This window comes from Streptomyces sp. bgisy159, assembly GCF_057707805.1.
The window spans coordinates 97,698-111,560 of the sequence record NZ_JBYIQX010000020.1 but is presented as its reverse complement, the minus strand read 5'-3'; the positions used below and the strand labels follow the sequence as shown (position 1 = coordinate 111,560).

Annotated in this window: 10 protein-coding genes; 5 read left to right on the top strand and 5 right to left on the bottom strand. The window is 73.9% G+C overall.

From position 1 onward, the window contains the following. The first annotated feature begins 62 nt into the window (after positions 1 to 62). Positions 63 to 1,220 (top strand): D-alanine--D-alanine ligase family protein, encoded by a 1,158-nt coding sequence (locus AC3ET3_RS20540; protein ID WP_432138923.1) that lies wholly within the window; start codon positions 63 to 65, stop codon positions 1,218 to 1,220. A gap of 39 nt (positions 1,221 to 1,259) precedes the next feature. Here AC3ET3_RS20540 and AC3ET3_RS20535 read toward each other — a convergent pair whose 3' ends face one another. Then, positions 1,260 to 1,751, bottom strand: coding sequence for a DUF3515 domain-containing protein (locus AC3ET3_RS20535; protein WP_432138922.1), 492 nt, complete (start codon positions 1,749 to 1,751; stop codon positions 1,260 to 1,262). A 20-nt stretch (positions 1,752 to 1,771) separates the two neighbouring features. Further along, the gene (locus AC3ET3_RS20530; protein WP_037677600.1) at positions 1,772 to 2,005 is read right to left on the bottom strand and encodes an Lrp/AsnC family transcriptional regulator; all 234 of its coding nucleotides are present in this window, start codon (positions 2,003 to 2,005) and stop codon (positions 1,772 to 1,774) included. 200 nt (positions 2,006 to 2,205) lie between these two features. On the opposite strand from AC3ET3_RS20530, the gene AC3ET3_RS20525 reads away from it, so the two are divergent. Beyond that, positions 2,206 to 3,171 (top strand): thiamine-phosphate kinase, encoded by a 966-nt coding sequence (locus AC3ET3_RS20525; RefSeq protein WP_432138921.1) that lies wholly within the window; start codon positions 2,206 to 2,208, stop codon positions 3,169 to 3,171. Next, positions 3,168 to 4,004, top strand: a complete 837-nt coding sequence (thiD, locus tag AC3ET3_RS20520) for a bifunctional hydroxymethylpyrimidine kinase/phosphomethylpyrimidine kinase (protein WP_435612621.1) — start codon at positions 3,168 to 3,170, stop codon at positions 4,002 to 4,004. The genes AC3ET3_RS20525 and thiD overlap by 4 nt, the downstream gene beginning before the upstream one ends. A 107-nt stretch (positions 4,005 to 4,111) precedes the next feature. Here the strand turns inward: thiD and rpmB are convergent, their stop codons facing one another. Then, positions 4,112 to 4,297 (bottom strand): 50S ribosomal protein L28, encoded by a 186-nt coding sequence (gene rpmB / locus AC3ET3_RS20515; protein WP_003993230.1) that lies wholly within the window; start codon positions 4,295 to 4,297, stop codon positions 4,112 to 4,114. Positions 4,298 to 4,576: 279 nt separating this feature from the next. Here rpmB and AC3ET3_RS20510 point away from each other — a divergent pair, with 279 nt between their 5' ends. Next, positions 4,577 to 6,523 (top strand): DAK2 domain-containing protein, encoded by a 1,947-nt coding sequence (locus AC3ET3_RS20510; protein WP_435612620.1) that lies wholly within the window; start codon positions 4,577 to 4,579, stop codon positions 6,521 to 6,523. 33 nt (positions 6,524 to 6,556) lie between these two features. Here the strand turns inward: AC3ET3_RS20510 and AC3ET3_RS20505 are convergent, their stop codons facing one another. Both AC3ET3_RS20505 and AC3ET3_RS20500 read right to left on the bottom strand, forming a co-directional pair. Further along, positions 6,557 to 9,514, bottom strand: a complete 2,958-nt coding sequence (locus tag AC3ET3_RS20505) for a tetratricopeptide repeat protein (RefSeq protein ID WP_432155503.1) — start codon at positions 9,512 to 9,514, stop codon at positions 6,557 to 6,559. Continuing rightward, positions 9,511 to 11,340: an HSP90 family protein gene (locus AC3ET3_RS20500; RefSeq protein WP_432155504.1), complete on the bottom strand. Its 1,830-nt coding sequence runs from the start codon at positions 11,338 to 11,340 to the stop codon at positions 9,511 to 9,513. The genes AC3ET3_RS20505 and AC3ET3_RS20500 overlap by 4 nt, the downstream gene beginning before the upstream one ends. Before the next feature lie 163 nt (positions 11,341 to 11,503). Here AC3ET3_RS20500 and recG point away from each other — a divergent pair, with 163 nt between their 5' ends. Then, on the top strand, positions 11,504 to 13,723 hold the full coding sequence (recG, locus tag AC3ET3_RS20495) for an ATP-dependent DNA helicase RecG (protein ID WP_435612619.1): 2,220 nt from the start codon (positions 11,504 to 11,506) through the stop codon (positions 13,721 to 13,723). The last annotated feature ends 140 nt before the right edge of the window (positions 13,724 to 13,863 follow it).

Below are 13,863 nucleotides of genomic sequence, written 5' to 3'. Positions count from 1 at the left end.
GGGCGACGCACCCCCCGGGGGCGCTGTATCGGCGCTCTACCACCGGGTACTCTCATCGCGATATGAGCACCGAGAACCTCCCCCAGAGCCCCGAGCAGCCGCCACGCAAGCCGCGCGTGGCCGTCGTGTCCGGCGGGCGCAGCTCCGAACACGGGATCTCCGTGGTCACCGCCGGCGCCGTCCTCAAGGCCATCGACCGGACCAAGTACGACGTCCTGCCGATCGGCATCACCCGGGACGGGCGCTGGGCCCTCATCGCCGACGAACCGGAGCGCATGGCGATCACCGACCGCCGTACGCCCGACATCGACCAGCTCGCCGACTCCCAGGAGGGCGGCGTGGTGCTCCCCGTCGACCCCGCCAACCGTGAAGTCGTCTACAGCGAGCCCGGATCGGTGCCCAAGGCGCTCGGTGAGGTCGACGTCGTCTTCCCGGTGCTGCACGGCCCCTACGGGGAGGACGGCACCCTGCAGGGCCTGCTGGAGCTCTCCGGCGTGCCGTACGTGGGCTCGGGCGTGCTCGCCTCGGCCGTCGGCCAGGACAAGGAGTACATGAAGCGGGTGTTCACCTCGTTCGGGCTCAAGGTCGGCCCGTACGTGGTGGTCCGTCCCCGCGAGTGGCGGCAGGACGAGTCCGCCGCCCGCAAGAAGATCGTCGACTTCGCCGGTGAGCACGGCTGGCCGCTGTTCGTGAAGCCCGCGCGCGCGGGCTCGTCGATCGGCATCACCAAGGTCGACGACCTGTCCGGCCTGGACGAGGCCATCGCCGAGGCCCAGCGCCACGACCCCAAGATCCTGGTCGAGGCGGCGCTGCGCGGCCGGGAGATCGAGTGCGGCGTCCTGGAGTTCGAGGACGGGCCGCGCGCCTCCCTGCCCGCGGAGATCCCGCCGCCGGACGCGCACGCGTACTACGACTTCGAGGCCAAGTACATCGACTCCACCCCCGGCATCGTCCCCGCCCCGCTCACCCCGGAGGAGACCGCCGAGGTCCAGCGGCTCGCCGTGGACGCCTTCGAGGCCGCCTCCTGCGAGGGCCTGGTCCGCGCGGACTTCTTCCTCACCGAGGACGGCGAGTTCGTGATCAACGAGATCAACACGATGCCCGGCTTCACGCCGATCTCCATGTACCCGCAGATGTGGCAGGCCAGCGGGATCTCCTACCCGGAACTGGTCGACCGGCTGATCGAGGCGGCGCTGCGCCGCTCCACGGGCCTGCGCTGACCCGGCCCGGGGGCGCGGGAGACCGCGCCCCCGCGGCGGTCAGTCGGCAACACCCTCCGGCACCGCCTTCCTGACGGCCGGTGCCAGATCCACCAGCGGCGCCATCCCCTGCGCCGTGCGCCCGGCAGGGATCGTCACCTCGACGTACGCCTTGCGCAACGCCGTCGTGAACCGGAACGACCCGTCGTCCCGCTCCTCCATGAGCCACCCCACCCCGTCCACCTCGACGGAGTCGGCCTCCGGGTCCGACATCTTCTCGGGTCGTTCGACACCGCAGCGCAGTATGATCGCCGGGTCCCCCCACCCCGCGGTCAGCGCGGAGGCGGGCTCGGGATCCCGGCGATCCTGGCCGTCCACCTTCGACGGCAGTTCCCCGTCCAGGTTCCGGCACAGCGCCGCGGCCCGGGCTCCCGGCGAGGGAACCGCCGGGGACGCGGTGCCGTCTGCTGAGGAGCAACCGGTCGCCGCGATCGACAGCGCGAGCACGAGCGGTCCGAGACGGAGGGCGTGCCGGTGACGGAAGGAGTTCACCGGCCAAGGGTAGACGGGGGCTACAGATGGACGACCGGGCAGGTCAGGGTTCGGGTGATCCCGTCCACCTGCTGGACCTTGGCGACCACCATCCGGCCGAGGTCGTCGACCGTGTCGGCCTGGGCCCGCACGATCACGTCGTAGGGCCCGGTCACGTCCTCGGCCTGGACGACACCGGGAATCTTGCTGATGGTCTCGGCGACGGTCGACGCCTTGCCGACCTCCGTCTGAATCAGGATGTACGCCTGTACCACGGAACCTCCAGGGCGGCCACGAGGATCATGTGGGGGAAAGGAACGCCACGGTATCGCGTCGCCGCTCGTCGCGGGGAGACCCGCGGGAGCCACGGCTCGCGCGCCGGGGTGCGGGCACGGCTGACGGTCACCTCGACCGTATCGAGGACACTGGTCCTGCGCGACCGGGCACGGACAGGGACAGAAGGGGCGTAAGGGCAATGAAGGGCACTGTTGGTGAGCTCGGGGAGTTCGGGCTCATCAGGGAGCTCACCTCCCGGCTCACCACCACCCCGGCGGTGCGGGTGGGCCCCGGCGACGACGCCGCCGTGGTGGCCGCGCCCGACCGCCGGGTCGTGGCCAGCACCGACATCCTCCTGGAGGGCCGGCACTTCCGGCGCGACTGGTCCACCGCCTACGACGTCGGCCGTAAGGCGGCCGCGCAGAACCTGGCCGACATCGCCGCCATGGGGGCCGTGCCGACCGCCCTGCTGCTCGGGCTGGTGGTCCCCGCCGAACTGCCGGTGACCTGGCCCAGCGAACTCATGGACGGACTGCGCGACGAGTGCCAGGTGGCCGGTGCCGCCGTGGTCGGCGGCGACGTCGTACGCGGGGACTCCATCATGGTGTCGATCACCGCGCTCGGTGATCTGCGCAACCAGGAGCCGGTCACCCGCGGCGGAGCCCAGCCCGGCGACCTGGTCGCCGTCACCGGCTGGCTGGGCTGGTCGGCGGCCGGGTACGCGGTGCTCTCCCGCGGCTTCCGCTCGCCGCGCGCCTTCGTCGAGGCCCACCGGCGCCCCGAACCGCCGTACCACGCGGGTCCGGCCGCCGCCGCGCTCGGCGCCACCGCCATGTGCGACGTCAGCGACGGGCTGATCGCCGACCTCGGGCACATCGCCGAGGCCAGCAAGGTGCGCATCGACATCCGGTCCGCCGCCGTCGACATCCCGACCCAGATGAACGACATCGGGCAGGCCGTCGGCGTCGACCCGATGCAGTGGGTGCTCAGCGGGGGAGAGGACCACGCCATCGTGGCGACCTTCCCGCCGGACGTGAAACTGCCCGCCCGGTGGAAGGTCATCGGCGAGGTCCTCAACCCGTCGGCGCTGCCCCAGGTGACCGTCGACGGCGCGCCCTGGACCAGCAAGGGCGGCTGGGACCACTTCGGGGACATCGAGTCGTGAACGCGCCGAGCGGGCCGACCGGTTCCGGCGCGCCGCCGAGGGCGCTGACGGTCGCGGGCTCCGACTCCGGCGGCGGGGCCGGGGTGCAGGCCGACCTGAAGACGATGCTGGCGCTCGGCGTGCACGGTATGAGTGTGATCACGGCGGTCACGGCGCAGAACTCGCTGGGAGTCCAGGGGGCTTGGGAACTGCCGGTGGCGGCCGTGCGGGCGCAGTACCGCAGCGTGGTGGACGACATCGGCGTCCAGGCGGTGAAGACCGGCATGCTGGCCTCCGCGGAACTCGTCGAAGCCGTGGCCGAGTTGCTGGTCGGCACCGACGCGCCCGCGGTGGTCGACCCGGTCGGCGTCTCCAAGCACGGCGATCCGCTGCTGGCCGCCTCCGCCCTGGACTCGGTCCGCACGAGGCTTCTGCCGGCCGCGACCGTGGCCACCCCCAACCTCGACGAGGTGGCCCAACTCACCGGGGTGCGGGTGGAGTCGGAAGGTGATCTGCGGCGGGCCGCCGCCGCCGTGCTGGCGTACGGACCCCGCTGGGTGGTGATCAAGGGCGGTCATCTTGCCGGAGAGGCCGTCGACCTGCTCACCGACGGCGACGAGGAGCACTGGCTGCGGGCGCCCCGGCACGACAACCGGCACACCCACGGCACGGGCTGCACCCTCGCCTCCGCCATCGCGTGCGGCCTTGCGCGGGGGTGGCCGGTGCCCGAGGCGGTGCGGACGGCCAAGGAGTACGTCACCGGAGCCATCGCCGCCGGGTTCGCGCTCGGCGGGGGCATCGGGCCGGTGGACCACGGGTGGCGGCTCGGGCGAGACGTGCGCCCGGTTCGCTGACCGCGCCGGGCTCCCGCTCCCGGACGAGGGCATGCGAAAAGCCGGTCCACACGAGGTGGACCGGCTCCGCGCAGCGAACCGGCTGTGGTTGCGCGCTTAGCTGAGCGTCAGCGCGAGACCTTGCCGGCCTTGATGCACGAGGTGCAGGCGTTCACGCGCTTCGGCGTCCCGCCGACCACGGTACGCACACGCTGGATGTTCGGGTTCCAGCGGCGGGACGTACGGCGGTGCGAGTGCGAGATGTTGTTGCCGAAGCCCGGCCCCTTGCCGCAGACGTCGCAGTTGGCAGCCACGGGTCACTCCAAAGACTTCAGATGCACTTACGGTTGATCCCGGCATGCCGGGATCGAGATCCTAGGATCCGAGATCTTGATTGGCGGTGCCAGGGGGAAAGCCCGATTTTGATCGGGCAACCGGAGCAGCATACAACGGCTGCTCCCGTAGAACGAAACTACCATGGCCGCCGCCGGGACCGCTCCCGGCCCCGGCCGCCCTCGCACGGCCCTCTTACCGGCGCACACCCGTTCACGGTCTACGCTGCGTCCCACGTCCAGCAGCTCAAGGAGGCGCAGGTGGCGCAGGTGCCGCAGACATTCTTCGATGCTCTCGCGGTACGCACCTGGTGCGGTCTCGCGCTCCGGGCGCTGGGACGCGCGCGTGAGGAGATCGACGCGATCAACGTGTACCCGGTGGCCGACGGGGACACCGGCACCAACCTCTACCTGACGGTCGAATCGGCGGCGGCCGCCGTCGAGGCGGTGTTCGCGGGGTACGCGGCCCGGGGCGTCCAGGCGGGCGGAGGGGCCGATGGGACTGACGGGGCCGATGAGGGTGACGGGGGCGACGGCGGCGGCGTTGCCGGGGCGACCGGTGGGCCCTCGCTCGCCGACGCCACGCACGCGATGGCGCACGGCGCGCTGATCGGGGCACGCGGGAACTCCGGCACGATCCTCGCCCAGCTGCTGAGGGGCATGGCCCAGGTGCTCGCCGGCGACGCCGACAGTCCGCACACGGACGGCCCGGGCCTGAGTCTCGCTCTGCGCCGCGCCGCCGACTCGGCCCGTCAGGCCGTGGCCCACCCCGTCGCCGGCACCGTCCTGTCGGTCGCCTCGGCGGCGGCCGAAGCCGCGGCCGAGGCAGTGGCCGAGGCAGTGGGCGGTTCGGGATCCGGAACGGTGTCGGGAGCGGAGCGCGACGCCGGCCGTGAGACGGCGGGCGAAGTGGCCGGGAAGTCGACGGGCCGCTCCGGGACGGCGGGGAGCGACTGCGGGGCCGTGGCCCGGGCCGCCTACCGGGGGGCGTGCCGGGCGCTCGCCGAGACGCCGTCCCAGCTGCCGGTCCTCGAACGGGCCGGCGTGGTCGACGCCGGCGGGCGGGGGCTGGTGGCGGTCCTCGGGGCCCTCGTGGAGACGTTCACGGGGGAGACACCCGGCCCGGTGGACACGGACGGCTCGGCCGGCTTCCGGCATCACCGCGACGGCGCACCCGGCGGCCACGCGCGCGTGGAGCCCACGGAACCGCCCGGCGACGCGCACGTGTGCGTGCCGCCGGGCGAGGAGCGGAACGTCGCGCCCGCGGACCACGCGGAGGACGACGGTCCCGCGTTCGAGGTGATCTACCTGCTGGAGGCCGACGACGCCGCCGTGGCACGCCTGCGGCAGAGGCTGGACACCCTCGGCGACTCCCTGGTCGTGGTCGGCGGCGACGGCCTGTGGAACGTTCACGTGCACGTCGACGACGCCGGTGCCGCCGTGGAGGCCGGTATCGAGGCCGGGCGGCCGTACCGGATCAGGATCACCCACTTCGGCGCGGGCGACGTGCACACCGCGCGAGGCGAGCGCCCGCCCCGTGAACGCGTCCAGCGCGCCGTCGTCGCCGTGGTGCCCGGCGAGGGCCTGGCCGGGCTGTGCGCCGAGGCCGGCGCGACCACCGTGCTGGCGCGCCCCGGGGAGCCGCCCGCCAGCGGCGAGCTCGTCGAGGCGGTACGGCGTGCCCACGCGCGCGAGGTCGTGCTGCTGCCCAACGACGCCGACCTGCGCCACACCGCCGCCGCGGCCGCCGAGCAGAGCCGCGCCGAGGGCATCCGTGTCGCCCTGATCCCCACCCGCTCCGCGGTCCAGGGCATCGCAGCGCTCGCCGTCCACGAACCCGGCCGGCGCTTCGACGAGGACGTCGTGGCGATGACCTCGGCGGCCGGCGCCACCCGCTACGCCGAGGTCACCGTCGCCGAGCGCCAGTCGTGGACCATGGCCGGCATCTGCCAGGCCGGCGACGTCCTCGGCCTCATCGACGGCGACGTCGCGGTGATCGGCGCGGACGTCACCGAGACCGCCCGCACCGTCCTCGACCGGATGCTCGCGGCGGGCGGCGAACTCGTCACCCTGGTGCTCGGCGACGAGGCCCCCGACGGCATCGCGGAGCACTTGCAGGCCCGGGTGCGCGAGGCCTACCTCGCCGTCGACACCGTGGTGTACCGGGGAGGCCGACAGGGCTCGCTGCTCCTCATCGGCGTGGAGTAGCGTCCCGACGCCCCCGTGCAGGAGAGGGCCCCGTCAGCCGGCCTCCGGTTCCTCCGCCGTGGCCAGCAGCTGCTCCGCCTCGGCCCGGCGGGCCCGCGCCGGCTCGTCGTCGCCGGCCGGGTCGCCGTACGCCGCCAGCACCGCACGCGCGCGTGCCGCCGCCCGGGCGGGCCGCCCGAGGTCGGTCTCCAGCCAGCCGGCGGCCAGGTCCGCGCCGGTACGGGCGTGCACGGCGGCGCCGGCGAGCGGGGCGAAGACGGCCACCGCCTGCGCCATCTGCGACAGCGCCGCCTCCAGCGTCGCCCGGATGGACTCGTCGTCGGCGTCCTCGGCGGCGGAGCGGGCCAGCAGATCGCCGAACTGGCGGTGCGTGTGGCCGAGCTCCACCACCAGTGCCGGCCGCGCCTCCTCGTCGTCCCCCACCGCCCCCAGCGCGTCGGCGCACTCGCTCACGGCGCTCTCCATCAGCTCGCGCGCGTCCCGAGCGCCGTCCACGCCGGTGCCCAGTGCCAGCCACGCGCGGGCGCGCAGGGCGCGCACCACGCCGTGCGTGTGGCCCAGGGAGCGCCACAGGTCGCCCGCGCGCCGGTAGGCCTGCTCCGCCTCGGCGGGCATCCCCGCCTGGCCGAGGGAGTCGGCGGCGAGATGCGCCAGGGTGGCGTGGTCGTGCTGCTCGGGCCAGCGCCGGGCGATGTCCGCGGCCCGCAGCCGGTGCTCGGCGGCGGCCCGGTGCTCACCGAGCTCGCTCAGACAGTCCCCGAGCCACCACCGGGTCTGCACGACCGCACCGTCGCCGTGGCCGGCCGGGTCCAGGTCCGCCAGCGCGGACTCCAGCACCTCCGCGGCCTCGGCCCACCGGCCCTGCCGGAGCAGGAACCCGCCGAGCTGGTGCCGCGCCCACGCGCCGAGCGTCGGGCCCTCGCCCGCCTCGTCGGCCCAGTGCGCCGCCTCCAGGGCGTGCTCGGCGGCCTCCGCCCACTCACCCCGGCCGCCGACCACCTCGGCGAGCTGCAGATGCAGCTGAGCCCGTCCGACCGGCTCCAGATGGGCTCCGCCGTGCGTCAGGGCCGACCGCAGCGCCCGCTCCGCCTCCGCCGGGTCGCCGAGCTGATGGGCGAGACCGGCCAGCCGGGCCTCGTACTCCACGGCGAACCAGGCCACCCCGGCCTCGGTGAACTCCCGCGCGGACCGCCGGAACAGCTCCGCCCCGGACTCCGGGTCGCCCGACCGCACGGCCAGCTCGGCGAGCATGGCATGCCCCTCCGCGACCCGGGTCGCCAGCAGGACATCGCCGTCGACGCGCCCCTCGACCAGTGCCAGCAGCTCCCGCACGGCGGCCTCGGCCGGCGCGCCGGTCCGGGCCCCGCCGACCGTCCCGGCCCCGTCGGCCTGCGCCTCGTGGACCCGGCGCATCAGGATCCGGGCCCGGCCGATCAGCACCCCCGCCGCCTGCCGTACCCCCGTCCCGCCCTCGGCGTACAGCGCGAGGACCGCGTCGTACGGTTCGGCGACCGCCCGCAGCGCGCCGGGCACGTCCCCGCCGAGAGCGCGGACGTACGCCGCACGCGTGCGTGCGGCCAGCGCCTCGCCGGGGTCGCCGGCCTCCGCGTACAGGGCGGCGGCACGCTCGAAGGCCTCGGCGCCCTGTGTGCCCAGCCCCATCGCCTCGTGGTCGGCGATCTCCGCGCGGTCCCGCGCGTCCAGCACCACCCCGGCGGCCCCTTCGGCCGCCCGGGCCACCGCCGCCCAGGCCTCCACGGCGTTCGGCCGCAACCCGTCGGACAGCGCACGCGCCCGGGCCAGCAGCTCGCCGAGTTCACCTCCCGGGTCGGGCGCCACCGCCACCACCGGCGCCGTCGGCGCGGCCACCGGCGGCCGCGCCGCGCGCACGCCCAGCGGCAGCCGCTCCACCAGGGGCCGGCGCGCCATGCGCGCGCGTGCCCGCTCCCCGACGTGCGGTGTGGCGTTGCGCGCGTCGAAGCTGGCGGCCAGCGCGGACGCCTCCACGCGCGCGTGCGCGGCGAGTTCCCCCGCCGTCCAGGCCCGCCCCGCCGGCCCCGGCACGCGCTGTCCGGCCAGACCCAGCGCGCACAGCCGGTCCATCAGCAGCACGACCACGCTCAGGAACTCCAGCTTGCTGCGCGGATGCCCGTCGTCCGTGAAGTACGCCGGCCGCTGGGCCAGCAGCTCCAGGGCCCGCGCCTCGTTGCCGGTCAGCGCGCAGAACTCGACGTGGTCCGCGTACGCGGCGCGCATGCTCTCCATGGGCCGCACCAGCCGGAAGCCGCGCAGATGGTGCGCGCGGGCCTCCTCCGTACGGCCCAGGCGCAACAGGGGCACCAGCGACGACGCGAGCGCCGTGTGCGGCTCGTGCGCGCACGTGTAGGTTCCGTCCAGCACCGGCCCCCACAGCTCCAGGGCCTCCTCGTCACGGCCCTGCTCCGCCCGCCACCAGCCCTGCCCGTGCAGCTCGCACGCCAGGCAGTCGGCCATCTCGTCCCGGTCCGCCGCCAGCCAGGCGGCGAACGCCCGTTCGGCCCGCACTGCGTCCCCGACGTGCGCGGCCACACCGAACTCGGCACCGCGCACCGCCCGTTCGGAGTGCCCGGCGAGCCGGTAGCGGTGCTCCATCTCGCCGAGCCACTTCTCCACCGACGCCAGCGGGACGTGCGGCTGGTCGAGCATGCCGGCCGTCATCCACTTGAACACCCAGTGCAGCGAGTGCGCCTCGTATGCGTCGAAGTCCTCCGGCCGTTCGTCCCACATGCGCAGCAGCCGCGCGAAGGGGACGAACATCTTGTCCTTCTCGGAGCTGTAGTTGTACACCTTCAGCTGGTGCCCGAGCGCCTCGATCACCGCCAGCGGGACGTCCAGCCGCTCGGCCGCCGCCAGCAACTCCTCCGCGCGCGCGTTGCGCGCGGGGCCCTCCGGCTGCTCGGAGTTCTCCGCCATCGCCCGGCGCAGCGAGTCGAAGTCGGTGATCTCGCTCATCCCGGTCCCTCCTCGCCATGGGTGGCCCACTCCAGCAGACCGATGAACGCCCGGTTGAGCAGCGCCGAGTCCGCCGGCCGCAGGGGCCGCTGGGCCATCAGCAGCGCCTGCCCGTACAGCGCCTCCGTGGCCGTTCCGGCCAGCTCCGGGTCCGCCACCGAACTGATCCGCCGCACCAGCGGGTTGAGGTGGTTGAGCACCAGACGGGCGCGTGGTGCCTCGCCCCGCAGTGAGCCGAGGATGCCCGCCCACAGGTCGTCCGCCCGCGCCTCGGCCTCGGCCCGGGCCTGCTCATGGCGGGCCGCCCGGTCGTCCAGGTGCAGCGCCGGCACCGACAGGGGATGGAAGGAACGCAGCACCACGTCGCAGCCCAGCGGATCCAGCCGGGCCCGCGCGGCCGCCAGGAACCCCGACAGCGCCAGCTCCCGCGAGGGCTCGACGGGGTCCAGGTGCGCCGTCACGGTCTCCGCGTCCAGCTCCGCGACCACCGTGCCCGGCCGCGCGTCCGGCAGCGCCTCGACCAGCTCGCCGTCGTACGTGTAGCCGCCGTTGACCACGCCGATGCCCTGCGCCGAGGCGATCGGCGCGACCTGCCGGTACTCCTCCACGGTGCGCGTGAAGTGCACCACCGGGTGGCGGCGCGCGAACTCCTCCAGGGACAGCCGGCCGTCCGTCGTCTCGAACGGCAGCCACGGGAGCATCGTGCGCAGCATCTCCGCGTCATGCCGCGCCAGCGACTTCACGCCCAGGTGGTGCACCGCCAGGAACGCCGCCAGCCGCTCCGGATCGCCCGCCGCCAGCCCGGTCAGCCAGCCCCGGATCCGCTCGCCCAGAGCCTCCCGCACGGCGGCCAGCGTCTCGTCCTCGTACAGCGCCTCCCGGGACGCCGTCGGCCGCAGGCTGTCGGTGTCCAGCACGCAGCGCACGAAGAACGCCCAGTCGGGCAGCAGCTGTTCGGCACGCTCGGTCAGCAGCATGCCCTTCAGGTGCACCCGGTGCCCGGCCCGCTGAGCCGGGCTGACCGCCGACGGCAGCACGTACGCCACCCCGCTGATCCCCGCCACCGGTACCGACAGGTCGATCGAGTCCAAGGGGGTGAAGCCGAACAACTCGTGGCAGTGCCGGGCCAGCGCCACCCGACGGCCCGCCGGCGACGGGTACGCCCGGTCCCAGGGGGCCGGCAGCTCGGTCACCGCCTCCCCGTCCACCCGCACGTCGTACGGCAGCAGCGACCCGAAGTCCCGTGCCAGCGCCCGTACCCGGTCGGGCGCCAGCCACTCCCCGGCGCCCGCCCGCGCCACCAGGTGCACGGTGGTGCCGGGTTCGGTCCGCGCCTCCTCCGGCAGCGTCCGCACGGTGTACGAACCGTCGTCGCGTGCCGTCCACTCCACGGGAGGCGCCCCCGGGGTGCGCGCGCTGCGGCTGACCACCCGGATCCGCTCGGCGACCACGAAACAGGCCAGCAGCCCGATCCCGAACTGCCCGAGGAAGTCCGAGCGCGCCTCCCGCAGTCCGTCGGCCCGCTTGGAACTGCGGCCGATCGTCGCCAGCAGGTCGTGCACATCGGCCTCGGTCAGCCCGACGCCGGAGTCCTCCACCCGCAGCGCACCGCCCTCGGCGGCCAGCCGGACCCTGGCCGGAGCGTCGGGTTCCGCCGCCCGCCGGGCGGTGATGGCGTCCACGGCGTTCTGCAGCAGTTCGCGCAGGTAGACCTTGGGGCTGGAGTAGAGGTGATGGGAGAGCAGGTCCACCAGACCGCGCAGGTCGACCTGGAACGTATGGGGTGAAGGAGCTGACTGGGATGACTGTGAGGTCTGGGAGTCCATCGTCGCTGCGCCGGTGGGGGGCTCGGGACGGCGCGGGGTCGGGCGGTCCCGTGTGGGGCGGTGGCCGCGGGATGGCTGGAGCGGGCCATCCTAAGTCCGGAGCGACGCGCCTGACCAGGTCCTTCGACGGGCGTCTACGGGAATGTCAGTGCCGTGGTGTGCAATGGATCTCGTGCCCGCACTGGAACAACCACTGAAGAACGTGCTCGGCGCCGCCACCGCGAAGGTGATGGCCGAGCACCTCGGCCTGCACACCGTCGGCGACCTCCTCCACCACTACCCGCGCAGGTACGAGGAGCGCGGCCAGCTCACCCACCTCGCCGACCTCCCCATGAACGAGCACGTCACCGTGGTCGCCCAGGTCGCCGACGCCCGCCTGCACACCTTCGCCTCGGCCAAGGCGCCCCGGGGCAAGGGGCAGCGGCTGGAAGTCACCATCACCGACGGCAGCGGCCGCCTCCAGCTGGTCTTCTTCGGCCACGGCGTGCACAAACCCCACAAGGAGCTCCTGCCGGGCACCCGCGCGATGTTCGCGGGCAAGGTCTCCGTCTTCAACCGCCGCCTCCAACTCGCCCACCCCGCCTACGAACTGCTGCGCTCGGACACCGAGGAGACCGTCGAGAGCTGGGCCGGAGCCCTCATCCCCCTCTACCCGGCCACCGCCAAACTGGAGTCCTGGAAGATCGCCAAGGCCGTGCAGACGGTCCTGCCCAGCGCTCAGGAGGCCCTCGACCCGCTGCCCGGCACCCTGCGCCAGGGCCGCGCTCTGCTCCCCCTGCCCGAGGCCCTGCTCAAGATCCACCGCCCGCACACCAAGGCCGACATCGCCGCCGCCCGGGACCGCCTCAAGTGGGACGAGGCCTTCGTCCTCCAGGTCGCCCTCGCCCGCCGCCGTCACACCGACGCCCAACTTCCGGCGCTGCCGCGGACTCCCCGGCACGACGGCCTCCTGGCCGCCTTCGACGACCGCCTCCCCTTCACCCTCACGGACGGCCAGCGCAAGGTCTCGAAGGAGATCTTCGACGACCTGGCGACGGAGCACCCGATGCACCGCCTGCTGCAGGGCGAGGTCGGATCGGGAAAGACGATGGTCGCCCTTCGCGCCATGCTCGCCGTCGTCGACGCGGGCGGGCAGGCCGCCATGCTGGCGCCCACCGAGGTGCTCGCCCAGCAGCACCACCGGTCGATCGTGGAGATGATGGGTGAGCTGGCCGAGGGCGGCATGCTCGGTGGCTCCGAGCACGCCACCAAGGTGGTCCTGCTCACCGGGTCCATGGGGGCCGCCGCCCGTCGGCAGGCCCTGCTCGACCTGGTGACCGGCGAGGCCGGCATCGTGATCGGCACCCACGCGCTGATCGAGGACAAGGTGCGCTTCCACGACCTGGGCCTGGTCGTCGTCGACGAACAGCACCGCTTCGGTGTGGAACAGCGCGACGCACTGCGCGGCAAGGCACACTCCCCCGACGGGGAGAAGCGTTCCCCACACCTGCTGGTCATGACCGCCACGCCCATCCCGCGCACCGTAGCCATGACCGTCTTCGGCGACCTGGAGACCTCGGTCCTCGACCAGCTCCCGGCCGGCCGCTCACCCATCGCCAGCCATGTCGTCCCGGCCGCCGACAAACCGCACTTCCTGACCCGCGCCTGGGAGCGGGTGCGCGAGGAGGTGTCGAAGGGACATCAGGCGTACGTGGTCTGCCCGCGCATCGGCGACGAGGAGGACGCCGCCGGGAAGGGCCGCAAGTCCGCCGAGGACGAGGCCGAGAAGCGTCCCCCGCTCGCCGTGCTGGACGTCGCCGCCCAGCTGGCCGCCGGCCCGCTGCGGGGGCTTCGCGTCGAGGTGCTGCACGGCCGTATGGCCCCCGACGACAAGGACGCCGTCATGCGCCGCTTCGCCGCCGGCGACACCGACGTCCTGGTCGCCACCACCGTCATCGAGGTCGGCGTCAACGTGCCCAACGCCACCGTCATGGTGATCATGGACGGCGATCGCTTCGGCGTCTCCCAGCTGCACCAGCTGCGCGGCCGCGTGGGCCGCGGCTCCGCTCCCGGCCTCTGCCTCCTGGTCACCGAGATGCCCGAGGCCAGTGCCGCCCGCCGGCGCCTGGACGCCGTGGCCGCCACCCTCGACGGCTTCGAACTCTCCCGCATCGACCTGGAACAGCGCCGTGAGGGGGACGTCCTCGGCCAGGCCCAGTCCGGCGCCCGTTCCTCCCTGCGGGTCCTCACCGTGATCGACGACGAGGAGATCATCGCGCAGGCGCGGGAGGAGGCGACGGCGGTGGTGGCCTCGGATCCGGAGCTGACCTCCCTCCCCGGACTGAGGACGGCCCTGGACGCCCTCCTGGACGAGGAGAGGGAGCAGTACCTGGAGAAGGGGTGAGGGGCGAAGAGCCGAAGGGCTGAAGGGAACGAAGCACTGAAGGCAACGAAGGGCTGAAAGGGAACCAAGGGCTGAAGGGACGAAGCGGGCTGCGCTGGGAGAAGAGGTGAAGGAGAAGGCGTGACGGGGGCTGCCACACT

Excerpts from the sequence above, each read along its gene's own strand:
- AC3ET3_RS20540 (WP_432138923.1), top strand. The coding sequence starts at position 63 with ATGAGCACCGAGAACCTCCCCCAGAGCCCCGAGCAGCCGCCACGCAAG.
- AC3ET3_RS20525 (WP_432138921.1), top strand. The coding sequence starts at position 2,206 with ATGAAGGGCACTGTTGGTGAGCTCGGGGAGTTCGGGCTCATCAGGGAG.
- AC3ET3_RS20505 (WP_432155503.1), bottom strand. The coding sequence starts at position 9,514 with ATGAGCGAGATCACCGACTTCGACTCGCTGCGCCGGGCGATGGCGGAG.
- AC3ET3_RS20500 (WP_432155504.1), bottom strand. The coding sequence starts at position 11,340 with ATGGACTCCCAGACCTCACAGTCATCCCAGTCAGCTCCTTCACCCCAT.
- recG (WP_435612619.1), top strand. The coding sequence starts at position 11,504 with ATGGATCTCGTGCCCGCACTGGAACAACCACTGAAGAACGTGCTCGGC.